At 60.4% G+C, this 23967-nt stretch carries 16 protein-coding genes, 1 tRNA gene and 1 pseudogene; 8 read left to right on the top strand and 10 right to left on the bottom strand.

Going from position 1 to position 23967, the window contains the following annotated elements; genetic code table 11:
• Window positions 1-196 precede the first annotated feature (196 nt).
• A tRNA-Val gene (locus ACWKV4_RS07860) sits at window positions 197-273 on the top strand.
• A 70-nt stretch (window positions 274-343) separates the two neighbouring features.
• Here ACWKV4_RS07860 and ACWKV4_RS07855 read toward each other — a convergent pair.
• Complete coding sequence (locus tag ACWKV4_RS07855) at window positions 344-937, bottom strand: hypothetical protein (protein ID WP_483831522.1); 594 nt, start codon at window positions 935-937, stop codon at window positions 344-346.
• 244 nt (window positions 938-1181) lie between these two features.
• Between ACWKV4_RS07855 and ACWKV4_RS07850 the strand changes: the two genes are divergently transcribed.
• A complete protein-coding gene (locus tag ACWKV4_RS07850; protein ID WP_483831521.1) occupies window positions 1182-1733 on the top strand; it encodes an ATP-dependent Clp protease proteolytic subunit in 552 nt (183 codons plus the stop codon).
• 6 nt (window positions 1734-1739) lie between these two features.
• Here the strand turns inward: ACWKV4_RS07850 and ACWKV4_RS07845 are convergent, their stop codons facing one another.
• Entirely contained in the window at window positions 1740-2645 is a 906-nt protein-coding gene (locus ACWKV4_RS07845) for a carbohydrate kinase family protein (RefSeq protein ID WP_483831520.1), read from the bottom strand.
• A gap of 254 nt (window positions 2646-2899) precedes the next feature.
• On the opposite strand from ACWKV4_RS07845, the gene ACWKV4_RS07840 reads away from it, so the two are divergent.
• Window positions 2900-4525, top strand: coding sequence for a methyl-accepting chemotaxis protein (locus ACWKV4_RS07840; RefSeq protein ID WP_483831519.1), 1626 nt, complete (start codon window positions 2900-2902; stop codon window positions 4523-4525).
• Window positions 4526-4572: 47 nt separating this feature from the next.
• On the opposite strand, the gene ACWKV4_RS07835 is transcribed toward ACWKV4_RS07840, so the two are convergent.
• Both ACWKV4_RS07835 and ACWKV4_RS07830 read right to left on the bottom strand, forming a co-directional pair.
• Entirely contained in the window at window positions 4573-5811 is a 1239-nt protein-coding gene (locus tag ACWKV4_RS07835; protein WP_483831518.1) for a ribonucleotide-diphosphate reductase subunit beta, read from the bottom strand.
• 505 nt (window positions 5812-6316) lie between these two features.
• A complete protein-coding gene (locus ACWKV4_RS07830; RefSeq protein WP_483831517.1) occupies window positions 6317-7177 on the bottom strand; it encodes a glucose 1-dehydrogenase in 861 nt (286 codons plus the stop codon).
• 142 nt (window positions 7178-7319) lie between these two features.
• On the opposite strand from ACWKV4_RS07830, the pseudogene ACWKV4_RS07825 reads away from it, so the two are divergent.
• Window positions 7320-7469: pseudogene (locus tag ACWKV4_RS07825) on the top strand (IS256 family transposase); the annotation flags it as partial.
• Between the two features lie 43 nt (window positions 7470-7512).
• Here ACWKV4_RS07825 and ACWKV4_RS07820 read toward each other — a convergent pair.
• The 6 genes from ACWKV4_RS07820 to guaD form a co-directional block, all read right to left on the bottom strand.
• The gene (locus ACWKV4_RS07820) at window positions 7513-8013 is read right to left on the bottom strand and encodes a retron system putative HNH endonuclease (RefSeq protein ID WP_483831516.1); all 501 of its coding nucleotides are present in this window, start codon (window positions 8011-8013) and stop codon (window positions 7513-7515) included.
• Between the two features lie 143 nt (window positions 8014-8156).
• A complete protein-coding gene (locus ACWKV4_RS07815; RefSeq protein ID WP_483831515.1) occupies window positions 8157-9461 on the bottom strand; it encodes an AAA family ATPase in 1305 nt (434 codons plus the stop codon).
• Window positions 9462-9719: 258 nt separating this feature from the next.
• Window positions 9720-12611 carry a ribonucleoside-diphosphate reductase subunit alpha gene (locus ACWKV4_RS07810; protein WP_483831514.1) on the bottom strand — a complete coding sequence of 964 codons (2892 nt, stop codon included), beginning with the start codon at window positions 12609-12611 and terminating at the stop codon, window positions 9720-9722.
• Between the two features lie 446 nt (window positions 12612-13057).
• Entirely contained in the window at window positions 13058-13804 is a 747-nt protein-coding gene (locus tag ACWKV4_RS07805) for a 4'-phosphopantetheinyl transferase family protein (RefSeq protein WP_483831513.1), read from the bottom strand.
• A 51-nt stretch (window positions 13805-13855) separates the two neighbouring features.
• The gene (locus tag ACWKV4_RS07800) at window positions 13856-14647 is read right to left on the bottom strand and encodes an outer membrane protein OmpK (RefSeq protein ID WP_483831512.1); all 792 of its coding nucleotides are present in this window, start codon (window positions 14645-14647) and stop codon (window positions 13856-13858) included.
• Window positions 14648-14817: 170 nt separating this feature from the next.
• Window positions 14818-16122 (bottom strand): guanine deaminase, encoded by a 1305-nt coding sequence (guaD, locus tag ACWKV4_RS07795; protein ID WP_483831511.1) that lies wholly within the window; start codon window positions 16120-16122, stop codon window positions 14818-14820.
• Window positions 16123-16367: 245 nt separating this feature from the next.
• On the opposite strand from guaD, the gene ACWKV4_RS07790 reads away from it, so the two are divergent.
• The 4 genes from ACWKV4_RS07790 (at window position 16368) to ligA (ending at window position 23960) form a co-directional block, all read left to right on the top strand.
• Complete coding sequence (locus ACWKV4_RS07790) at window positions 16368-17027, top strand: GntR family transcriptional regulator (protein ID WP_483831510.1); 660 nt, start codon at window positions 16368-16370, stop codon at window positions 17025-17027.
• A gap of 2 nt (window positions 17028-17029) precedes the next feature.
• Window positions 17030-20515, top strand: a complete 3486-nt coding sequence (gene smc / locus ACWKV4_RS07785) for a chromosome segregation protein SMC (protein ID WP_483831509.1) — start codon at window positions 17030-17032, stop codon at window positions 20513-20515.
• A 178-nt stretch (window positions 20516-20693) separates the two neighbouring features.
• Window positions 20694-21512: a cell division protein ZipA gene (gene zipA, locus ACWKV4_RS07780; RefSeq protein ID WP_483831508.1), complete on the top strand. Its 819-nt coding sequence runs from the start codon at window positions 20694-20696 to the stop codon at window positions 21510-21512.
• A 123-nt stretch (window positions 21513-21635) separates the two neighbouring features.
• Window positions 21636-23960 carry an NAD-dependent DNA ligase LigA gene (gene ligA, locus ACWKV4_RS07775; protein WP_483831507.1) on the top strand — a complete coding sequence of 775 codons (2325 nt, stop codon included), beginning with the start codon at window positions 21636-21638 and terminating at the stop codon, window positions 23958-23960.
• Window positions 23961-23967: the final 7 nt, after the last annotated feature.

The following is a 23967-nucleotide window of genomic DNA, read 5'->3' as shown; positions in this document are numbered from 1 at the left end:
AGGCCACACCGTAGCAGCAGGCCTTGGCGCCAACCGCGTTACCGCGACCGGTGGTGCCACCGTACTGGATCTGGTCGCGGGCGAGCCCTGCTGCTATGAGATGTAGGGTCCTATTGCGCGGTGAAGGCTAGGACCGTAGCAGCTCGGGATAACCGTTGACAGGGCTTGGAATATCCGTAGAATGCCGCGCCACAGCAGGCACATAGCTCAGTTGGTTAGAGCACCACCTTGACATGGTGGGGGTCGTTGGTTCGAGTCCAATTGTGCCTACCAGTTTGGAGCCCCGGCATACCGGGCACGTAGGGGCGATCCGCAAGGGTCGCCCTTTTTGTTTGCCTCAGCCTCAGCGTTGCTCCGTGAGCATCCGCTTTACGGCGGCTTCATGCCCGACTTTGTCGTTGATGCGAGAAATTACCTGAACCACCGCCAGTTGCTGGCCTTGCGCGGCAATGAAGTACGTAGTGAGGGTGTTGCCACCGCCCACCGTGGCCGTGGCGTCTATCCGTTGCGCGGGCAAGCCGTGCAGGGTCACCCGTTGCTCCTTGGTTGAGTGAAAGTTCGGCAACGCCTGTGCCTGTTTGCTGATAAAGCCTGCGCTGGCACCGGCCAGGAAGCGCTGGTCTCCTGCAACCGGCGCATCGCCTTGGATGGGTAGTTCAGTCGTGACCACAATGCGCTTGTGCGCATCGTTCATATACAGCGTGCCCTTGGCGCCCGCGGTACCGGTGCTGGCATTCCCCGGCGGCAAAGGCTCGCTCTTATAGCCTGTGGGTAGCGTGAAGCGCAGCGCGCCCTTGAGCAAGGACACTGCAACGCCTTGGGCGGGCTGATGCTTGGTCGGGGCGTGTTTGGCAGGCGTGGCCGCCTGGGCGACCGGCACAGGCGCGCACAGGGCAATCACGCACAGCGGCCAAGTGAGCGAGCGGGGCACGAGCATTAGATAACCGTCCTATAACAATAGAAAGATGCCGCCCAACCTAGGCGCGTTGGATGCCATCAAGGTGTGTGGAAGTAAGCCTGGCTTGTGCTTAACCGGCTGCGGGACTGCCGCTTATCCTTCCGATGTATGGCCTGAACTGCCTGCCTCGGCCCGGCTCAACAGTTCATGACGCTCGCCCTTGGCAGGCTTGCCACTTGGGCGCTGGGTTCACTTCACTTCAACCCATGGAGAGCAGTTACCCATGACGGCCCATATCATTCACTTTACCGCGTCCATCAACGCCACTTCCACCGGCGAGCTTATCGAAAAGTGCTCACTGGCCACCCAAAAGGGCGCCTCTAAGATCGTTATCAAGATCGCGACCATGGGTGGGGAGTGCAGCTACGGATTCTCGCTCTATAACTTCCTGACCGCCCTGCCGGTGCCCGTACATACCCATAACCTGGGCACCGTAGAGTCCATGGGCAATATTATTTTCCTGGCCGGCGAGCAGCGTACGGCCTGCAAGCACAGTAAGTTCTTGTTCCACCCGTTTCACTGGAACCTGCACGGCTCCGTGGACCACGCGCGGATGTCCGAATACGCCATGAGCCTGGATTACGACCTGGAGTTGTATTCGCGCATCGTGGAGGAGCGCACCCAGGGTGCCAGGGCTCCCTTGGATGTGTCCCAGTGCTTGATCGCCGCGCCGCGTATCCTAGACCCTGGTCAGGCCCAGAGCGCGGGCCTGATTCACAGAATCGACGCGCTACCCATGCCGGTCGATGCCGTCAGTTACAGCGTCCATGGGTAAGGCCGCTTAATCCATCGCCTGAGCCATCAGCGCTTGTACTTCGTTGCGGGTAGGGGAATAGGCGCCAGGGTGGCTACAGGACACTGACGCGCAGGCCGCCGCGAACCTCAAGCGGTGGTGTGGGTCGGTGATGCCCAACAGCGCGGAGGCCAGCCAGCCCGCCATGCTGGCATCGCCCGCGCCTACGGTATCCGCCACTGTGACCGGAATCGCAGGTTGCTCGAAGGTGGCCTGTGGCGTATAGAGCACCAGCCCGCGCTCGCCCTGGGTGAACAGTATGTCTGCCTGCGGGTTGAGGTAGCGCAGTTCCTTCAGGGCCTGCTGCTCATCCAGGCCGGGGTAGATATGCCGAAGGTCTTCGTCGGACAGCTTGATGGTGGTGGCGAGCCTGGCGAGGGTAGGGAAGGTGTGTTCCCGGTAATGGTCGGTCATCAGGTTACGCCAGTTAGGGTCGTAGCTGATGGCCTTGCCTGCGGCCTTGGCGTGTTTCGCGGTGTCTACCAACAGGGAAGCTAAAGGCTCCCGGGCCAGGCTGATACAGCTGAAATGGCACAGCTCCACCTCGTTTAACCAGCCTTCGGGTAATTGCCCGAGGTCGAAACCCAGGTCCGCTTCCCCCGCGAAGAAATACCGCGGTGGCGCGCTGGACGGCACGATAGCCACTAGAGGGTCGGCGTTTACGCGTTGTATAAACCGAATGTCCAGGCCAGCAGCCCTGGATTTCTCGGCGATTTCTTCACCCAATGAGTCCTGGCTGATAGCGCCGCCGAATGCGCTTGATACCCCAAGTTGGCTAAGGGTACGCGCAACGTTCCAAGGCGCGCCCCCTGGATAGCCCCGCCAGTGGCCAGGGGTGGTTTGCACGATATCCGTTAGCGCTTCGCCGAATACCACGACACGGGGCAGGGGCATGCAGAAAATCCTTATTGTTAGAGGGTACGTAGGGCAGCACTGGCGCGGGCAACAAGCGGCCCGTGTAAAGGTCACGTTGAGGCGCAGCATACCCAGCGGCCAAGTGCCTGACCAGCACGGTGCTGGCCTAGGGCCGATACTTTTTTGCCCTGGCAGAGGCCAGCGATAGGCGCCGCTGACTCAAGCTAAGGGATAAGTGGTCGATACGCTTGTTTGAGCGGACAACCCTACCCGTACTGGCTCACGAGGTCATTATGCTTTTACGTAACTGGAAAGTGGCTCCACGCGCTGCCTTCGGCTTTGGCTTGATCGCATTGATGGTAGGTTTCCTGGGCCTGTTTTCATTGAACAAGATGGCCAGTATCCGCGAGCGGGCGGTGATCATCGAAACCAATTGGGTGCCGAGTATTCGCCTGGTCGATACCATCCGGGAAAACATGCTGCGGGTTCGCACCATTTCCCTGCGCATGGCGCTGGATCCTGATCTGAAGAACATCGACACCTACATGAGCCAGTACGAGGTACGTAACAAGGCGTTGATGGAAAACCTCAAGGCCTTTGAGGCGTTTATCGACACGCCTGAAGAACAGACCCTGTATCGTCAGTTCAGCAACGATTTTCACGCCTACCAAAAGGGCATGGCCGACTCGTTCGTGCTAGCCCGTACCGGCGATAGAGACGCGCTCAACAAGCTGCTGCTGGTAGATATGAAACCCGTGGTCGATGGCACCGGCGCGCAGTTGGCGGCCATGGGCGAGCTATACGGAAAAGGCATTGAGGGTGAGGGTAAAGCGTCCACCGAGCAGTATGCCCGCTCTCAGTGGGTAGTAAGCCTGGTGATCGCCCTGGCCGCCGTGGTCACTATTGTCCTGGCCTGGTTGCTGACCCGCAGCATTGTGTTGCCACTTAGAAGCGCCGTGCAAACTGCCTGCAATGTGGCTGAGGGCGACCTGACCAAAAGCATCGAAGTGCAGGGGCGCGATGAAGTAAGCCAATTGCAACTGTCCCTCGCCCAGATGCAGCAAAGGCTGCGCGAAACCCTGGGCGAGATATCCGGCTCCTCGACCCAGCTTGCCGCCGCCGCAGAGGAACTCAACGCGGTAACCGAGCAAGCCGGGCAAGGGTTACAGCGACAGAACGATGAAATCGAACAGGCCGCCACGGCGGTAAACGAGATGAGCGCCGCGGTAGACGAAGTCGCCCGCAACGCGGTCTCCACGTCGGAAGCCTCCAAGGCCTCTAATCAGGCCGCCCAAATGGGGCAAACCAAGGTGTCATCAACCATTGATGCGATCGCGCAGTTGTCCACCGGAGTGGAAAGCACCTCCACGCTGGTGCAGGCACTGGCCAGGCAGTCCCAAGACATCGGCAAGGTGTTAGATGTGATTCGGGCAATCGCTGAGCAAACCAACCTGTTGGCCTTGAACGCGGCTATCGAGGCAGCTCGGGCGGGGGAGTCTGGCCGAGGCTTCGCAGTGGTGGCGGACGAGGTGCGGGCATTGGCGCATCGCACCCAGAATTCGACCCAGGAAATCGAGCAAATGGTCACCAGCATGCGCAGCGGTGCTAGCCAGGCCCTGATGTCTATCGAAAGCAGCACCGCCCGCGCCCAGCAAACTCAGGAAATGGCCAAGAGCGCTGGCACCGCGCTTGAGGCGATCACGTCGGGAATCAGCGAGATGTACGAACGCAACCTGGTGATCGCCAGCGCCGCCGAGCAACAGGCCCAAGTGGCGCGGGAAGTTGACCGCAACCTGGTCAACATCCGCGACCTCTCGGTACAGACAGCCGCCGGTGCCCACGAAACCAGCGCGTCCAGCCATGAGCTGGCGCGGCTGGCCGCAGACCTTAACCGCTTGGTATCTCGATTTAGTTTGTAGGGTAAGGGGAGTGACGGTGCTGTGAATCAAGCATGACGCTCTCTTGCTCAATCCCAGCTCAACGCCCCACCGGTTTGGTACTCGATCACGCGGGTTTCGAAGAAGTTTTTCTCTTTTTTCAAGTCCATGATCTCGCTCATCCAAGGGAAGGGGTTGGTGGTGCCTGGGTACTCTTCCTTCAGGCCGATCTGGGACAGGCGGCGGTTGGCGATGAACTTGAGGTAGTCCTCCATCATGGCCGCGTTCATGCCCAACACGCCGCGGGGCATGGTGTCTCGCGCGTATTCGATTTCCAGCTGGGTGCCCTGAAGGATCATCTGGGTGGCCTCTTCCTTGAGGTCGGCATCCCACAGGTGCGGGTTCTCGATCTTGATCTGGTTGATCACGTCGATACCGAAGTTCAGGTGCATGGATTCATCGCGCAGAATGTATTGGAACTGCTCGGCCACGCCGGTCATCTTGTTGCGTCGGCCCATGGAGAGGATCTGGGTGAAGCCGCAATAGAAGAAAATACCTTCAAGTACGCAGTAGTAGGCGATCAGGTTGCGCAGCAGCTCTTTATCGGTTTCCACGGTGCCGGTGTTGAACTGCGGATCGGAAATGGCGCGGGTGTACTTCAGGCCCCAGGCGGCTTTTTTGGCGACCGATGGGATCTCGTGGTACATGTTGAAGATCTCGCCTTCATCCATGCCCAGCGATTCAATGCAGTACTGGTAGGCATGGGTGTGGATCGCCTCTTCGAAGGCCTGGCGCAGGATGTACTGGCGGCATTCGGGGTTGGTGATCAGGCGGTACACCGCCAACGCCAGGTTGTTGGCGACCAAGGAATCGGCGGTAGAGAAAAAGCCCAGGTTGCGCATGACGATGCGGCGCTCGTCGTCGGTCAGGCCTTCAGGGCTCTTCCACAAGGCGATGTCGGCGGTCATGTTGACCTCTTGCGGCATCCAGTGGTTAGCGCAGCCGTCCAGGTACTTCTGCCAAGCCCAGTCGTACTTGAAAGGCACCAATTGGTTAAGGTCGGCGCGGCAGTTGATCATGCGCTTTTCGTCGACGGCCACGCGGGCAGCGGAGCCTTCGAGCTCAGCCAAGCCTTCGGCAATATCCAGGCTATTGAGGGCAGCCTTGGCGCGGGCGACTGCCGCGCTGTCGGCAGCGCTCACTTCGCGGGCCCGGTGAGCGGCCTCGCTACCGGCGTTATCGAGCTTGTCCATGGCGGTGGCAGCTGCCCCGGCGCCAAGGGTGGCCACGGCCTCGTCGTCTTTGTCGAATTCGTCCCAACTGAGCATGGTTGTCTCCTGTCCACGAGGCCGCCTGGTGGCCTCATTGAGATTAAAATTAGCGCGTCAACGCCTGCCCCAAAGGGGCGCGCCTACGAGGGTAAAAAACGGTTCGAACGTTCAAGGGCCAGCGGCGAATCGGGTTGCTTTAGCGAGCACAGCGCTCACTTACCAGGCCTGGCTGGGGCCACGCCATGATAGGCGGGCCGCTTCGTTCATTTGAGGGCGCAAGTATACGGAAAAGCATCCCTGAATGCGCGGGCCTGGATCAACAAAACACCTGTCCGCTTCCATTGGTCGCACTGCCTCATTAGCTACATGTGGTGGTGTGCGCTGGCTGTGAACACAGGATATAGCGTATTGGCCTGCTTTCAAGGCAGTTGGTCGCACAGGGTGGAGCCGCCGCTAATGGATCGAGCCGCAGCCCCGGCAAACACGGGCGGGGAGCCGTATTTGCCATTCGTCGGGGCCTTTTTTGAGTGGTTTTTGTGTAATTTTCCTTGACTAACGCGCCTTAAATGATCGCCACGCCGCCGGTCACCGCGATAGTGGCGCCAGAGATATAACTGGCCTCATCACTGGCCAACATTACATAGGTCGAGGCCAATTCCGCGGGCTGGCCGGCACGCTGTAGGGGTACTTCGGAACCAAAGCTTTTCACTTGCTCAACTGGCATGGTGGCGGGGATCAGCGGGGTCCAGATCGGCCCTGGGGCCACCACGTTGGAGCGGATGCCTTTCTCTGCCAAGAGCGCGGCCAGGCCACCGGAGAAGTTTTGAATGGCGGCTTTGGTGGCGGAATACGCCAACAGTTTCGGCTTGGGCTGGTCGGCGTTTACCGAGGAGGTGCCTATCACGGAGGCGCCGGGCTGCATATGGGGCACCGCCGCCTTGCACAGGTGGAACATGGCATAGATATTGGTTTTGATGGTGCGGTCGAATTCCTCATCGGATATCTCGTCGAGGCCGTCCCGGCTCATCTGGAAAGCCGCGTTGTTGACCAAAACGTCGATACGGCCAAAGGCTTGCACCGCCTGCTCGACGATATGTCGGCAGTGGCTTGCCTCGGTGATGTCACCGGCCACCAGCACCGCCTTGCGGCCGGCTTCTTCCACCAGCCGCGCGGTGTCTTGGGCTTCTTCATGCTCATCGAGGTAGGAGATCAGCACGTCCGCGCCTTCACGCGCATAGGCGATGGCTACGGCGCGGCCGATGCCGGAATCGCCACCGGTGATAATTGCCTTCTTGCCTGCCAGACGGTTCGAGCCTGTGTAGCTGGTTTCGCCGTGATCGGGCTTAGGCTGCATGGCCATGCCAGTACCGGGCCAAGCTTGCTTTTGTTCAGGCTGGGGCGGTTGTGGGCGTTGGGTGGTCATCGGTAGGCTCCTTCAGGCTGGCCGTTACAGGCCGGTTTGGGTTGGCGAGCAATAAAAGAAACGTACCCGAAATGCGAAAGATGCCAGGGCTAGAAGTTCAGGGAGTTATCCAAGGTAGAGACCGGGCGCTTCAGCTCGACCCCCGACCGAGGGTGCTGCCACCAAACTGATCTGGCCTGGCTTGCGCAATATCACGGCCAAGCGGGGCTCAGCGGCCTATGACGCGAAGAGTGCGATGAATCAATCCGCGATTCTGTCCTCAGAGCAACGCCTACCTACTAGGCCCGCCTAACGGCAGGCCGTTGATAGCCCGAACACAAAATCTGATAGTCCCACTATGCATCAGCTTTTCGCATCTGTTGCTCGGCATAGCGTGCTACCACATGCCCAAAATCCGGTAGGCGCCCCTCGCCATCTGGCTGTCCGTAGCTGTCCTTCAAGCGATTCAGCTCTTCGTCAGTAGCGCTTTCTAGAAAGCCATTATCAAACACGCCCTGCAAAGCCGCGCTACGGCGGTCACTTAGGAAGGCGATATCAAGCTTAAGCAAGCGCTGCATATAGGCTGATTTTTCGTCTTTCGGGAGGATCTGCCCATCTAAGGTATAACTGAAGCGGCTTTCACAGTCTGCCGAGGTTGGAGACAGTGCAAAGGCCTCATTAAAATCATTTGCCTTAGCGTGGCCACAATGCTTCGGTGTGCTGGCACTACATTGCCGAATGCAGGACGCATGCAGGTTGTTATGGTCGAGTGCTGTTTCCGGGTAGTGTGCTTGAGGACGGAAATGCTCTATATGGCTGTAAGCCTGCTCAATTCGCCGGCCGCAGTAGCAGCACACCCAACCTTGTTAAGCTAACAGCGCCCGATGGAGGTCGGCCTTTTCAGGGTCGCGCAAGTCATTATATGTAGGTTGCCACTCATCACTAGCCTGTAATTTCCAGCGTTAGAAGCTGGTGGGAGCCTCGTGTTTAACTACATGCTTCATCTTCCGATCATCTCCTTGCGTCGAATTAAAGCTTCGGCCCTACTCAGCTCTGGGATTTGTGGTGCCTGTTTAGCGAGTTCGGCGAGTCGCCGTTTGGCTATAACTAACTGGTTATTTTCAATGTCTACAAATAGCAGCTTGAGCGAGTGCTCTATATCAACATTACGAGAAGAGGCGCCCATAATTTCTTCTAGTACCTGGCTAGAGTCCAGGCCATAGCTCACGTTTGGCTGCGTCGTACCCTGTTCGCGTAGAAGGATTATCTCCTCTGGGTGCAGTTCCCCGAGGATCTGGGGAGAGTGACTGGTGGCGATAAACTGAACCGCAGGAAATGCAGCTTTTAGACCCTTTACGATATTGCGTTGCCAGCGGGGGTGAAGGTGCACATCCAGCTCGTCGATCAACACCACTCCGGGTGTCTGATCAATCACATTCTTGCCTAGGTGCGGGTTGAGCAGGCAGATACGCCGGGCTATATCGGCTATCAAACAGATCAAGGCGCGCTGGCCGTCACTCAAGTTATCAAATGATACGGTCTTAGCTACTTCGCTCTCATTCTGCCGCCATTCCACTAACAAGCTTTTCTGCTGCATGTCGTAGCGTAAGTAGCCTATTCCTTCAATAGCAGCGCGTAGGGCAGCATTGACCAATGCCAATTCATCATCGTCGATTTCATGGAAGCGTTTTCCCGTTTCAGATGAACGCTGATAGCGCTCCAGGCATTTTGCGATTGCCCAGTGTTGCAAGGCCGACACGTTAACGGCAGCGTCCCCCCACTGCTGGTAGCCATCGTAACGAGCAGGCTTTTCAGTAGCTGCGGTCATTACATGATTAGGTTGGCCAATCCATTGACGATTCGCTCTATAGAATGCAACGACAGGCAGCGTCACCTGAGCCTGGGATAGTTGGCCAGGCTGCCCCGCATGTACTAATCCATGGAGGGGAGGCTCGCCTTCAAAAGCGGGGTACGAAACATCATTGTTTTTTTGTACTTTGATACGAAATGTACTGTCGGCCGCTTGGCCGAGGGCGACCACTGCTACAGGAAATCGAGATTCAAAACGGTAGCGCCCCTCGATGGAGCGCGTACTAACGTGAATACAAGTGGTGTCCCCAAGCGGCGACTCATAGACATTTGGAACCCCCACAAGCGAGGCCCCCAATGCCTCGCTGATTCCCCTCAGTAGTGAGGTTTTTCCGCTACCATTGATACCCGCAACCACATTAAACGCATCGTTGAATTGGACCTGCAAATCTTCATGGGCGCGATAGTTACTGAGGTGTATGGAGGTCAGCTTCATGGTCGTCTCGTGAAAATGGGGACGGAATGCACCTATGCTAACCGGTCACGCCTCTTAGCCGAAAGAAAGCGTTTGTAAGCCTTTACTAAATATTACCGTTTGGCTGCAATATGCCGGATCCCAAGCTTACGTAAGCTTAAAGACGCCTGGTTTTGTAGAGCTAGGCTAAGCCTGGGAAAAGAACAGGGTCCCGTTTGCGACTGCTCACAAACAAACAAGGCGCCCGAAGGCGCCCTGAAGGTCATGCGTGGCTCGCGGTCACTGACACGCCTCGCAATCCGGCTCGTCAATGGCGCAGGCCTTGGGCACCGGTGCCGGGCCCGCGGATGCGGCCGGGGCGGCTTGGAGGGCGGTGTCGCCGCCGCTGCTTACAGCGTTGAGCTTGCCGGTGGTCACGGTGGACTTCTCGGTGCTGGTGGCGGCCAGGGCACGGAGGTAGTAGGTGGTTTTCAAGCCACGGAACCACGCCATGCGGTAGGTGACGTCCAGCTTCTTGCCTGAGGCGCCAGCGATGTACAGGTTCAGCGACTGCGCCTGGTCGATCCACTTCTGACGGCGGCTGGCCGCTTCCACGATCCACTTGGTGTCCACTTCGAACGCGGTGGCGTACAGGTCTTTGAGCGCCTGCGGAATGCGTTCGATCTGCTGCACCGAACCGTCGTAGTACTTGAGGTCGTTGATCATCACCGAGTCCCATAGGTCCCGTGCCTTGAGGTCACGCACCAGGTAGGGGTTGATCACGGTGAATTCGCCCGAGAGGTTCGACTTCACATACAGGTTTTGGTAGGTCGGCTCGATGGACTGCGAAACGCCAGTGATGTTGGCAATGGTCGCGGTCGGCGCGATGGCCATGATGTTGGAGTTGCGGATGCCTTTTTTCACGCGCTCGCGGATCGGGGCCCAGTCCAGGGTCTCGTCCATGTTTACGTCGATGTACTTGGCGCCACGTGCCTCGATCAGGATCTGCTGGGAATCCAGCGGCAGCACGCCCTTGGACCACAGCGAACCTTCGAACGTCTGATAGGCACCGCGCTCGTCGGCCAGGTCACAGGAGGCCTGGATGGCGTAGTAGCTGACCGCCTCCATGGATTTGTCGGCGAAGTCCACGGCAGCGTCCGAACCATAGGCGATGTGCTGCAGGTACAGCGCATCCTGGAAGCCCATGATACCCAGGCCCACGGGCCGGTGCTTGAGGTTGGAGTTGCGCGCCTGCGGCACCGAGTAGTAGTTGATGTCGATCACGTTATCGAGCATGCGCACGGCGGTTTTCACCGTGCGTGCCAGCTTGGCGGTGTCCAGCTTGCCGTCGACGATATGGTTCGGCAGGTTGATCGAGCCCAGGTTGCAGACCGCGATTTCGTCCTTGTTGGTGTTCAAGGTGATCTCGGTGCACAGGTTGGAGCTATGGACCACGCCCACGTGCTGCTGCGGGCTGCGCAGGTTGCACGGGTCTTTGAAGGTCAACCAGGGGTGGCCGGTCTCGAACAGCATCGAGAGCATCTTGCGCCACAGGTCCTTGGCTTGCAGGGTTTTGTAGACCTTGATCTTGCCGTACTCGATCAGCGCTTCGTAGTACTCGTAGCGTTCTTCGAAGGCCTTGCCGGTCAGGTCGTGCAGGTCTGGGGTTTCCGACGGCGAGAACAAGGTCCACTTACCGTCTTCGAACACGCGCTTCATGAACAGGTCTGGAATCCAGTTGGCGGTGTTCATGTCGTGGGTGCGGCGACGGTCGTCACCGGTGTTCTTGCGCAGCTCCAGGAACTCTTCGATGTCCAGGTGCCAGGTTTCCAGGTAGGCGCAGACCGCGCCCTTGCGCTTGCCGCCCTGGTTCACCGCCACCGCGGTGTCGTTGACCACTTTCAGGAAGGGTACAACGCCTTGGGATTTGCCGTTGGTGCCCTTGATATAGGAGCCCAGCGCCCGCACGGGGGTCCAGTCGTTACCCAGGCCGCCGGCGAACTTGGACAGCATGGCGTTATCGTGGATGGCGCCGTAGATGCCAGACAGGTCATCCGGCACGGTGGTCAGGTAGCAGCTGGACAATTGCGGGCGCAGGGTGCCGGCGTTGAACAGGGTAGGGGTGGAGGCCATGTAGTCGAAGGATGACAGCAGGCGATAGAACTCGATGGCACGTTCGTCACGGTTGCTTTCTTCGATGGCCAGGCCCATGGCCACGCGCATGAAGAACACCTGGGGCAGCTCGAAGCGCACGCCATCCTTGTGGATGAAGTAACGGTCGTAGAGGGTTTGCAAGCCCAGGTAGGTGAACTGCTGGTCGCGCTCGTGATCGATGGCCGCGCCCAGCTTGACCAGGTCGTACTTGGCCAGCTCCGGGTTGAGCAGTTCGAATTCCACGCCCTTGGCCACATAGGCCGGTAAGGCCTTGGCGTACAAATCGGCCATTTCATGGTGGGTGGCGCTGTCGGCCACGCCCAGGAAGCTCAGGCCTTCGGCGCGCAGGGTATCCATCAGCAGGCGGGCGGTCACGAACGAGTAGTTCGGCTCACGCTCCACCAGGGTACGGGCGGTCATCACCAGCGCGGTGTTGACGTCCTTCTGGGCAACGCCGTCGTACAGGTTTTTCAAGGTTTCGCGCTGGATCAGCTCGCCATCGACTTCCGCCAGGCCTTCGCAGGCCTCGGTGATGATGGTGTTCATGCGGCCCATGTCCAGCGGCTCCAGGGTGCCGTCGGCGCGGGTCACGCGGATGCTCGGGTGCGGCTGGGCCGGCAGGCCGGCGCTGCTGCGGCTGGCGCGCTCCTTGGCCCGCTGGTCGCGGTAAATCACGTAGTCGCGCGCGACCTTTTGCTCACCGGCGCGCATCAGGGCCAGTTCGACCTGGTCCTGGATTTCTTCGATATGAATGGTGCCGCCGGACGGCATGCGTCGACGGAAAGTGGCGGTGACCTGCTCGGTCAGGCGCGCCACGGTGTCATGGATGCGAGACGACGCGGCAGCGGTGCCGCCTTCCACTGCGAGGAACGCCTTGGTGATGGCCACGGTGATTTTGTCGTCGGTATAGGGAACGACAGTACCGTTGCGCTTGATCACGCGCAGTTGGCCGGGCGCGGTGGCGCTCAGCTCCTGAGCGGAGCCCACGCCCTGGGGCGCGTGGCCTTGCGGGTGCTCGCGAGTGGTGTCGGTATGCATAGGTTCTCCACGATCTCAATGTGAAATATAGGCCCGGCGGGTCACTGCCGTTCCATGCGCTGCGCTACCCGCAACCAAACGACCGGCCATAAAGGCCAGCAGCCAGCTTGGCCGGTATGCCGCGACTTCAAGTAAAAAAAGGAGGTGCCAAACACGCCTCCTTGGCATAGCAGGGTTCGGCTGGTCGACGCGCGCGTTGGCGTATCAGCCACCCGTTTCGCTGCCGTAAACCGGCTGCGAAAAGGGCTTGAAATATTTACGGGACTAGTGCTCAAGCGAAACGGCTAACCACTACATGTAGTGGGTTTTGCGCCAACGGGCTACACGATAATGCGGTTGACGGGCCATTGCAACATCGAGAAATGTGGATAAGGTGTGGGCAAAATGTGGGGTAAAACCCTTCGCATGGCTGAGAGCCGCGCCACCACTGGGTTGTAGGAAACCCCTTAGGAATTTCGCCATTCGTCATGTAGGGCAGGGACAGAAACCAGAGTCAGCACCTGTTGCTCAAGGACGCAAAACTGGCCATCGAGTTCCGTACCCGCAGGCCAATCCGACCCTAGGTCATGGAGCAACCTCATGCGAGCGCGACCGTCCATGGACCACGCCAGCACTTCGGCGGCCTCGAAATAAAAGCGTTGCCTCACCAGCGGATACAGCGCCTTGAACAGGCTTTCTTTCAACGAAAAGGTCAGGGTAACGCCCAGGGCTGCACGGTCAGGCCTGTCAGGCAATCGGGCCAGCTCGGCGGGGGTGAGAATTTCCCCCGCCAGGCGCTGCGCGCGCTCGGGCGCCAGCAGGGTTTCAACGTCTAGCCCTAGGCCCCGCTGGCTGCGCGCCGGGGCGGCGATAGCGGCGGCCCAACCGTCGCCATGGGTAATGGCGCCCACCAGGCCAGCAGGCCATTGCGGCGCCCGGTCCTCGCCGATGGCCAGGTTTTGACCTGCCAGGCCCAGTAGCGCCAACGCCCGACGCGCGCACAGGCGCCCTGCGAGAAATTCTGCCTGCCGCTTGGCCACCGAGCGCTGGATGCTGGGGGGGTAGTCCACGCCGCAAGCAAGAAAGTCGCCCGGCACAAAGTGCGAAGGCGCAAAGCCGCAACTGGCAAAGGTACTGCCCGCTACCGGGAAGGGCAGCGGGCAGTGCTCAATCAGGGGGGTGCAGCAGTTAGGTAGAGCGGCGTTATCGGTCATGGGCGTTAGTGTGCGGGGCAGCGCGGGGATTGCCCATCAGCGTGATGGTTTTTAGAAGAACACCTTGACTAGCAGGCTTGCGGTGTTCTGGTCGGTATCGAAGTAAGGGGTGTCCTTGATGCCGTATTTATCGCTCCAGTAATCATATTCGATCCCCACATACAGCTGACGCTCGGTCATGTTCAGGGCTTTGCCCAGGTCATACTTGATTTGGGGGTTAAAGTGCAGGTTGGCGTGATAGTCACCGTGGCGGTTGCTGTCGTTGCCCACTACCCAGTCCATAAAGCCGTCGATCAATACATCCGACTTGCCCACCGGCAGGGTGTAAGACCATACCGGCGTGATCTGCCAAACGTTATCCCCGGCCCTCGGGCCATCAATGACACGCTTATAGACGTTGAGCTGGAAGAAATCGAAGCCCGGTACGTTTAGGTCGAAACCTGGGCCGAACAGGTAGGCCTCGGTGTCGCCTTCGCCAAACTCATAGGTCAGGGCCAGCAGTACATCTTTCACCGGGCCGAAACTCACCGGCCGGTTGAAGATCTTGCTGGCGGACAGGCGTGGACTGAACTCACCGTAGTAGGTGTTGGTGCCGGCGCTGGCCGAAGGCTTGCCGTTGTAGAAGATCTTGTCCACAAACAGGAAATTATCACCGTACTTCCACGCATCGGCGTGCTCGAAGGTAAAGGTCTGCTGGATATGCGGGTCAACCGTAAAATCCCTGCCGTTGAGGTACGTCAGGCTGTTGCTCTGCCATTGCAACCAATCCCCCGCCGCCTGGGCATCATTGCCTGCCGCGAGCAGGCCGCCCGCAACCACAAGGCCGGAAAACGTACGGTTCATTCAGAAACTCCCAGTAATGGCGGCGGCGCGAAAGGCGGTGATGGCACCAGCCGTGCCTAAGGCGGCTGGCAAAGGGCGCGCAGCATAATGAGGTGCATTCTGAAAGGCAACGCCCTAGGCCTAAGCAGGCTATAAAAACTCGGTCCGCGCTCGAAAACCTTACGGTCGCCTCAGCGCTGGTGCACCAACTCCCCATAGGCATAGGTACGCTGTATCGCGCGGTCATCCCCCAGGGTCATCAGCACGAACAAGGTTTCTTCAATGCTTTTACACTGGGCCAGGCGGTAGTCCAGCAGGGGCGTGGCTTTGAGGTCCAATACAAGAAAGTCTGCCTCACAGCCTACGTCCAGGCTGCCGACCTGGCCTTCGAGGGCCAATGCCCGCGCGCCACCAAGGGTCGCCAGGTACAGGGACTTGAATGGGCTCAGAGGCGCGCCTTGCAATTGCATCACCTTGTACGCCTCGTTAAGGGTTTGCAGGATGGAAAAACTCGTGCCGGCGCCCACGTCCGTACCTAGGCCCACCTTGACCTTATATCGCTCGGCCATGGGCAGGTTGAACAGGCCGCTGCCCAGGAACAGGTTGGAGGTGGGGCAGAACGCAACTGCCGAGCCGGTTTCGGCCAGGCGCGCGCATTCGGCTTCACACAGGTGCACGCCGTGAGCGAACACCGAGCGCTCGCCCAGTAGCTGGTAATGGTCGTAGACGTCCAGGTAGCCCTGGCGCTCAGGGAACAGCGCCTTTACCCATTCGATTTCCTTGAGGTTCTCGCTCAAGTGGGTTTGCAGGTACAGGCCGTCATGCTCGCTCAGCAAGCGGCCGGCCAGGGTTAATTGCGCCGGGGTGCTGGTAGGGGCGAAGCGCGGGGTAACCGCGTAATGCAAGCGGCCCTTGCCGTGCCAGCGTTCGATCAAAGCCTTGCTCTGGGCATAACTGCTTTCGGCGGTATCAGTAAGGTAGCCTGGGGCGTTGCGGTCCATCATTACCTTGCCAGCGATCAGCCGCAGGTTCAGCCCCAGCGCGGCTTCGAACAAAGCGTCGACGGATTCAGGGTGCACGCTGCCGAACACCAGGGCCGTGGTAGTGCCATTGCGCAGCAACTCGGCCAGGAAGCGCCCAGCCACTTCATCGGCATGGGCCTTGTTTTCGAACTGCCGCTCACAGGGGAAGGTATAGGTGTTGAGCCAATCCAGCAGCTGCTCACCGTAGGCGCCGATCATGCCGGTTTGCGGCAGGTGAATGTGGGTGTCGATAAAGCCTGGGGTAATGAGCGCGTGCGCCAGATGCTCCACCGGCGTGCCCGCGGGCAGGGTTGGCAGCAGGGCCTGCGCATCGCCCTTTGCAAGGATTCGACCGTCTTCTACCACCAGCAAGCCGTCGCTGAAATACTCATAGGAGGCGTTGACGCCGACCTCGGTAGGGTCGCCCAAGCTGTGCAGCAGGCTGGCGCGGTAGGCTGTACGGGTATGGCTCATGGAAATCTCTGTAGTACCGAAGGGGCACACGGCGCGTGTTGCGGCAGTGGGCAAACCCGGTTCGAGGGGCATGGGCCGAATGTAGTAGCCGAAGCGCGGGCGGGTCAATGGCTTTCTGACCTTGGAGTCAGCTTTACGCCCAGGCTTACGCGCGCGCTAGCGCTGACTGCTGCACCGGTTCGGTCGGGCAACATTTGCTATACAATCGCCGCCTTGCGTATAGACCACAGCCTGTAGAGACCCCCATGACGTTCAAGGCTTCGGACAGCCTCGCCGAGCAGATAGCCCGCCACTTGGCCGACCGCATCGTGCGCGGCGAGCTGCGCCCGGGTGAGCGTATCCAGGAACAGAAAGTGACCCAGGCGCTGAACGTCAGCCGAGGGTCGGTGCGCGAAGCACTGCTGATACTGGAGCGCCGTCACTTGGTGGTGATCCTTGCGCGGCGGGGCGCGCAGGTCAGTGAGCTCAATGCCCACCATGCGCGTAGTCTATGTGCCCTGATGAGCGAGCTGTACATGCTGTTGGGCTATGCGGTGGCCGAACACTGGCGTACCGAAGCAGACCTGGCGCCCTTCCTGGCCGTGCAGCAACGGCTCACCGCCAGCGCCGAGACCGGTGCCATACAGGCCTTCGTGGATGACAGCTTCAATGTGATGCGCGCCGCGTACCCTTTCGCCAATAACCCTTACCTGCGCGACACCGTGGAGAATTTGCAGCCGGCCATGAACCGCAATTATTACCTGGCCCTGGAGCAACGCAAAGCTGCCATGGCTGATTACCTGGCGCTGTTCGAAGCGCTTCTGGCTGCCGTGCGCGCCCGCGACCTGCCCAGCATCCGCACGCAATTGCAGGCCTATGGCCAATTAAGTTGCCAACTGGTGCTGGCCGCCTTGGGTAAGCCCTGACCATGCGCCTTAAATGCATACGCTTGGCCGGGTTCAAATCCTTCGTAGACCCCACCACGGTGAACTTCCCCAGCAATATGGCGGCCGTGGTAGGGCCCAATGGTTGCGGTAAGTCCAACATCATTGATGCGGTGCGCTGGGTCATGGGCGAAAGTTCGGCCAAGAACCTGCGCGGCGAGTCCATGACCGATGTGATTTTCAACGGTTCCACCAGCCGTAAACCGGTCAGCCAGGCCAGCATCGAACTGGTGTTCGATAACAGCGAAACCACGCTGATTGGGGAATACGCCGCGTACGCGGAAATTTCCATCCGCCGCAAGGTGACCCGAGAGGGCCAGAACACCTATTTTCTCAACGGCACCAAGTGCCGGCGGCGAGACATCACTGACATCTTTCTAGGCACCGGCCTGGGCGCGCGCAGCTATTCGATCATCGAGCAGGGGATGATCTCGCGGCTGATCGAGGCCCGCCCGGAGGAACTACGCAATTTCATCGAAGAAGCCGCAGGCATTTCCAAGTACAAGGAGCGCCGTCGGGAAACCGAAAGCCGCATCCGCCGTACTCAGGAGAACCTGGAGCGCCTTACCGACCTGCGCGAAGAGCTCGACCGCCAGTTGGAACGCCTGCACCGCCAGGCCCAGGCCGCGGAAAAATACCAGCAGTACAAAGGCGAGGAGCGCCAGCTCAAGGCCCAACTGACGGCCCTGCGCTGGCGCGCCTTGGACGAGCAGGTGGCTCAGCGCGAAGGCCTGATCGGGGAGCAGGAAGTGGGCTTCGAGGCCTTGGTGGCCGACCAGCGCAGCGCCGATGCCAGCATCGAGCGGCTGCGTGACGGCCACCATGAGTTGTCGGAGCGCTTCAACCAGGTACAGGCGCGCTTTTACTCGGTAGGTGGCGACATCGCCCGGGTAGAGCAGAGCATTACCCATGGTCAGCAACGCTTGCGCCAATTGCAAGACGACCTGCGCGAAGCCGAACGCGCCCGACAAGAGACCGCTTCGCACCTAGGCCACGACCAAACCTTGCTGGCCACCTTGGGTGAAGAGCTGGCCATGCTCGAACCCGAGCACGCCATGGCGGCCGCGACCGCTGAAGATAGCAGCGCCGCGCTGGAAACCGCCGAGGCGGCCATGCACAGCTGGCAAGAACAGTGGGATGCCTTCAACACCCGCTCCGCCGAGCCGCGCCGTCAGGCCGAAGTGCAGCAGGCGCGCTTGCAGCAGTTGGAGCAAACGCTGGAGCGCCTGGCCGAGCGCCAGCGCCGCCTGGCCGAAGAACTGGCCGGTTTGGCGGCGGACCCTGAAGACGCCGCCTTGGTGGAGCTTAACGAACAGTTGGCCGAAAGCGAGCTGCTGATCGACGACCTGCAAGCCCAAGAGCACGCGCAGGCCGAGCTACTGGAAACCCTGCGGGCCGAGCTGCAAGGCTTGAGCGACACGCAGCAGTCAGGGCAGGGTGAGCTGCAACGCCTGGGCGGCCGCCTGGCATCCCTCGACGCCTTGCAACAGGCCGCGCTCAACCCCGGTGGTGGCGTAAGCGACTGGCTGGCCGAGCAGGGCTGGCAGGCATTGCCGCGCCTGGCCGATGGGCTGCGGGTGGAAGCGGGCTGGGAGCAGGCCGTAGAGGCGGTGCTGGGCGCGGACCTGCAAGCGGTGCTGGTGGATGCCCTCAGCGCCGATAGCCTGGCAGGTTTTGCCCAAGGCGAGCTGCGTGTGGCACAGCCGCTGGCCACCCCCGCCATGGGCAGCAGCCTGCTGGATAAAGTCAGTGGCCCGGTAGACCTCTCTGCATGGCTGGGGCAGGTGCGCCCCATGGCCAGCCTGGATGAAGCCCTGGCCGTTCGGCACCACTTGGCACCGGGCGAAAGCCTGGCGACCCGCGATGGGTTCTGGGTAGGCCGGCACTTCGTACGGGTCAGCCGCGGCAGCGATACCCAAGGCGGCGTGCTGGCCCGTGCTCAGGAGCTGGACCAGCTACAGGCCACCCGTGAAGCCGCCGAAGCCGCGCAGGCCACGCTGGACGCTCGCTTGGCCGAGGGCCGGGAGCGCCAGCGCGCTGCCGAGCTTGCCCGTGAGCACTTGCGCCGCCGCCTGCAAGATGAAGCCCGCCAACTGGGCGAGCTCAAAGCCAAACGCTCGGCCAGCCAGGCCCGTGCTGAACAACTGGCGTTGCGCAAGCGCCGGCTGGATGAAGAAACCTTGGAGCTGGCCGAACAACGGGCCATGGAAACCGAAGCCATTGGCGAAGCCAGGCTATTGCTGCAAGAGGCCCTGGACGCCATGGCCGACGACAGCGGCCAGCGCGAAACCCTGGCCGCGGCGCGCGAACAACTGCGCGAGCAACTGGAGCGCGTGCGCCAAGACGCCCGCCAGCACAAAGACAGCGCTCACCAATTGGCGCTGCGGCTTGGTTCGTTGCGGGCCCAGCACACCTCCACCCGCCAGGCCTTGGAGCGTCTTGAGCTGCAATCGGCGCGCTTGGCCGAGCGCCAGGAGCAACTGACCCTGAGCCTGGAGGAGGGCGAAGCCCCCTTGGAAGACTTCCGGCTCCACTTGGAAGCCTTGTTGGAACAACGGCTGGCCGCCGATGAAGACATGCGCTTGGCTCGGGCCGCCCTGGACGACGCCAATCACGAGCTGCGCGAGGCCGAAAAGCGCCGTACCCAGGCCGAGCAACAATCCCAACTGCTGCGCGGGCAAATGGAACAGCACCGCTTGCAATGGCAAGCCCTCAACGAGCGCCGCAAGGCCCTGCACGAGCAGCTGCAACAGGATGGCTACGACCTTCACGGGGTACTGCAAACCCTGGAAGCCGACGCCAGCGAGGCTGCCACCGAGCAAGCCTTGCAAAGCCTGGCCGCGCGGATCGACCGCCTGGGCGCGATCAACCTGGCGGCGATCGAAGAATACCGCCAGCAGTCCGAGCGCAAACGTTACCTGGACGCCCAGGACGCCGACCTGGTCGAAGCCCTGGAAACCTTGCAAAGCGTAATCGGTAAAATCGACCGGGAAACCCGCAATCGCTTCAAAGACACCTTCGACCAAATCAATGCCGGCTTGCAGGCGTTGTTCCCCAAAGTGTTCGGTGGCGGCAGTGCTTATTTGGAACTGACCGGCGAAGATTTACTCGATACTGGGGTCACAATCATGGCTCGGCCGCCGGGGAAGAAAAACAGCACCATCCACCTGCTGTCAGGTGGCGAAAAAGCCCTTACCGCCTTGGCCCTGGTATTTTCTATCTTCCAACTCAACCCCGCGCCGTTTTGTATGTTGGACGAGGTGGACGCGCCCTTGGACGACGCCAACGTGGGGCGTTATGCGCGGCTGGTCAAGGAGATGTCTCAAACCGTGCAGTTCATCTATATCACGCACAACAAGATCGCCATGGAAATGGCCGATCACCTGATGGGGGTCACGATGCATGAGCCCGGCTGCTCAAGGCTGGTGGCTGTAGACGTAGAAGAAGCATTGGCCCTGGTGGATGCCTAGGCGCGGCTGCATAAACACATGCAGTCAACGGTGTAAAGTTGCCTTTGGTCGTGATAGTTTATTGTTCATATTTTAGTGCGCGTGGGAAAACACCAACCAGAACAGCGGCTTGGCACCACGTTTTAAAGGGTTTTTAACCCTATTTCAGTTCACCCTTTTTATCGAGGCACAGGACTACATGGAAATCGGTCTGCGCGAGTGGCTGATCCTCATCGGCATCATCGTGATCGCCGGCATTCTTTTCGATGGCTGGCGCCGTATGCGCGGTGGTAAGAAGGGCAAGCTTAAATTCAGGCTGGACCGTAGCTTATCTAACTTGCCCGACGAAGAAGGCGCCAACAACGAGGTACTGGGCCCCCCCAGGGTGTTAGACCATCAGGAACCCCAACTGGATGAAGCCGATCTGCCGTCCATGACCGCACCCACCCGCGAGGGTCGACGCAGGCGCCAGGAAGCGCCCCGGGCGGCCGAGGTGGCGGTGGAGGAGCCGCGCATGTCCGCTCGCGAGGCCCGTGATGACTATGCGTTGGACGACGGCCCAGGCCTGGGTGACGATGCCGCGCCGGTAGAAGAAGTGCTGGTGATCAATGTGATTTCCCGCGACCCCAACGGTTTCAAGGGCCCGGCGCTGCTGCAGAATATTCTGGAAAGTGGCCTGCGCTTCGGTGACATGGACATCTTCCACCGTCACGAGAGCATGGCAGGCAATGGCGAGGTGCTATTCTCCATGGCCAACGCAGTCAAGCCAGGGGTGTTCGACCTGGATGACATCGATCACTTCACTACCCGCGCGGTAAGTTTCTTTATGGGCTTGCCAGGCCCGCGCCACCCGAAACCCGCCTTTGAAGTCATGGTCGCGGCAGCCCGTAAACTGGCCCATGAACTGGATGGGGAACTCAAGGATGACCAGCGCAGCGTGTTGACCGCGCAAACCATCGAGCACTATCGCCAGCGTATCGTGGAATTCGAGCGTCGCGCGCTCACTCACAAGCGCTAACCTTAGTAGGTTGAAGCGCCAGCCTTGCTTGCGAAGCGTTATTGCTTTAGCAGGCACAGGCTGGCGTTTTCGTTTTAACGCTTTGAACAGCGATTTAACTTGCCCCGGCCGGACAGACGCCAGATGAATAACGCCGACACCCGCATCCTCGAACTACGCCATGAACTGGACGAGCATAATTACCGTTATTACGTGCTCGACGAACCCAGCATCCCCGACGCCGAATACGACCGCCTGTTCCGTGAACTCAAGGCGTTGGAAGAAGCCAACCCGCACCTGGTAACACCAGATTCTCCCACCCAGCGGGTGGGCGGCGCGGCCCAGGCCACTTTTAGCCAAGTGCGTCATGAAATCCCGATGCTCAGCCTGGGCAATGCCTTCGAAGAACAGGACCTGCTGGACTTCGACCGGCGTGTGCGCGACGGGCTGGAAGCCCAAACGGTGGAGTACAGCTGCGAGCCAAAGCTGGATGGCCTGGCGGTCAGCCTGCTGTACCAGGACGGGCAACTGGTGCGCGGCGCCACCCGCGGCGACGGCACCACCGGCGAAGACATCAGCGTGAACGTGCGCACCATTCGCAATGTGCCCCTCAAGCTCAAGGGCAGCGGCTGGCCCGCTACCCTGGAAGTGCGCGGCGAAGTGTTCATGAGCAAAGCGGGCTTCGAGCGGCTTAATGCCGCCCAAGCGGAAATAGGCGGTAAAACCTTCGCCAACCCCCGCAATGCTGCTGCTGGCAGCCTGCGGCAGCTGGATTCTAAGATCACCGCCAGCCGCCCGCTGGAATTCTGCTGCTATGGCATCGGCCAAATCAGCCACGACATCGCCGACACCCATATTGGTAACCTCAAGCAGTTGCAGCAATGGGGCCTGCCCATCAGCCGCGAGCTAAAGGTGGCCACCAGCGCCCAGCAGTGCTTTGAGTACTACCAGGACATCGGCACCCGCCGCCAGGCCCTGACCTACGAAATCGACGGCGTGGTGTTCAAGGTCAATGCCATTGGCGCCCAGCGCGAGCTAGGCTTCCGCTCCCGCGAACCGCGCTGGGCCATTGCGCATAAATTCCCTGCGTCTGAAGAACTTACCGAGCTGCTGGATGTGGAATTCCAAGTCGGCCGCACCGGCGCGGTTACCCCCGTGGCCCGGCTTAAACCGGTGAAGGTGGCAGGCGTGACCGTGGCCAATGCCACCCTGCACAATATGGACGAAGTGGCCCGCCTGGGCCTGATGATTGGCGACACGGTGATCATCCGCCGCGCCGGGGACGTGATCCCCCAAGTGATGCAAGTGGTCACCGAGCGCCGGCCCGCCGATGCGCGCCCTGTGCCTATCCCGACCCATTGCCCAGTATGCGGCTCGGAGGTGGAGCGTACTCAATTGATCAAGCGCAGCAAAGGCCGCCAGGTTGTCAGCGAGGGCGCGGTGTACCGCTGCGTGGGCCGTCTGGCCTGTCATGCCCAGCTCAAGCAGGCGATCATCCATTTCGTTTCCCGCCGCGCCATGGACATCGACGGCCTGGGCGACAAGATCGTCGAGCAGTTGGTCGATAAAAGCCTGGTGGCTTCACCGGCGGACCTTTACACCCTCACCCAAGAACAGGTGCTGGGCCTGGAAGGCTTTGCACAAATCTCCAGTCGCAACCTGGTCAACGCCATCGAGCACAGCCGTACCCCGGCCCTGGCGCGTTTTATTTTCGCACTGGGCATCCCGGAAGTGGGCGAGGAAACCGCCAAGGTGCTGGCCCGCTCATTGGGTAGCCTTGAGCGCATCATGGCCGCCAAGCCCCTGGTACTCACCTACCTGCCGGACATCGGCAACGAAGTGGCCTACGAGATTGGCCATTTCTTCGAGGAAGCACACAACCGCACGGTAATCGCCCAACTGCTGGAGCGCGGGGTTCAGCTGCAAGGGGAGGGCGATGTGCATGCCGAATTCGCCGCCGCTACCACCTTCGAAGGCTTGGTAGCCAAGCTGGACATCCCTTATGTGGGGCCAGGCGCTGCACAAAAGCTCGCGCACCGCTTTGGTTCGCTGGAAGCACTGGCCCACGCCGACTGGCTGGACCTGCGCCAGGTGGTGGCCGAACGCACCGCCAAGGCGGTACGGGATTACTTCGACGACGAGCCGCGCCGTACCGAGGCACTGGCCGTTGAAGCCCAGCTGCGTGACTTTGGCATGCACTGGGCCAGCATCAAGAAGGTGGTGCAAGGGCTGCCACTGGCAGGGCAGACCTGGGTACTGACCGGCACCCTGGAACGCATGAGCCGGGACGAAGCCAAGGACAAGCTAGAGGCGCTGGGGGCCAAGGTGTCCGGGTCGGTATCCGCCAAGACCCACACCGTGGTGGCGGGGCCGGGGGCGGGGAGCAAGCTGGCCAAGGCGCAGCAGTTGGGGGTGGCGGTGATGGATGAGGCACAATTCTCAAGCATGCTGGCTGACCAAAGCGTTTGATCCAGGC

The organism is Pseudomonas artemisiae (assembly GCF_057128685.1).
This window is presented reverse-complemented; position numbering and strand designations above follow the sequence as displayed.

Coding starts and splice junctions, on each gene's coding strand:
- ACWKV4_RS07835 (WP_483831518.1), bottom strand. CDS start 5,811: ATGCTCAGTTGGGACGAATTCGACAAAGACGACGAGGCCGTGGCCACC.
- ACWKV4_RS07855 (WP_483831522.1), bottom strand. CDS start 937: ATGCTCGTGCCCCGCTCGCTCACTTGGCCGCTGTGCGTGATTGCCCTG.
- ACWKV4_RS07830 (WP_483831517.1), bottom strand. CDS start 7,177: ATGACCACCCAACGCCCACAACCGCCCCAGCCTGAACAAAAGCAAGCT.
- ACWKV4_RS07850 (WP_483831521.1), top strand. CDS start 1,182: ATGACGGCCCATATCATTCACTTTACCGCGTCCATCAACGCCACTTCC.
- guaD (WP_483831511.1), bottom strand. CDS start 16,122: ATGAGCCATACCCGTACAGCCTACCGCGCCAGCCTGCTGCACAGCTTG.
- ACWKV4_RS07790 (WP_483831510.1), top strand. CDS start 16,368: ATGACGTTCAAGGCTTCGGACAGCCTCGCCGAGCAGATAGCCCGCCAC.
- ACWKV4_RS07815 (WP_483831515.1), bottom strand. CDS start 9,461: ATGAAGCTGACCTCCATACACCTCAGTAACTATCGCGCCCATGAAGAT.
- smc (WP_483831509.1), top strand. CDS start 17,030: ATGCGCCTTAAATGCATACGCTTGGCCGGGTTCAAATCCTTCGTAGAC.
- ligA (WP_483831507.1), top strand. CDS start 21,636: ATGAATAACGCCGACACCCGCATCCTCGAACTACGCCATGAACTGGAC.
- ACWKV4_RS07805 (WP_483831513.1), bottom strand. CDS start 13,804: ATGACCGATAACGCCGCTCTACCTAACTGCTGCACCCCCCTGATTGAG.
- zipA (WP_483831508.1), top strand. CDS start 20,694: ATGGAAATCGGTCTGCGCGAGTGGCTGATCCTCATCGGCATCATCGTG.
- ACWKV4_RS07840 (WP_483831519.1), top strand. CDS start 2,900: ATGCTTTTACGTAACTGGAAAGTGGCTCCACGCGCTGCCTTCGGCTTT.
- ACWKV4_RS07845 (WP_483831520.1), bottom strand. CDS start 2,645: ATGCCCCTGCCCCGTGTCGTGGTATTCGGCGAAGCGCTAACGGATATC.
- ACWKV4_RS07800 (WP_483831512.1), bottom strand. CDS start 14,647: ATGAACCGTACGTTTTCCGGCCTTGTGGTTGCGGGCGGCCTGCTCGCG.
- ACWKV4_RS07810 (WP_483831514.1), bottom strand. CDS start 12,611: ATGCATACCGACACCACTCGCGAGCACCCGCAAGGCCACGCGCCCCAG.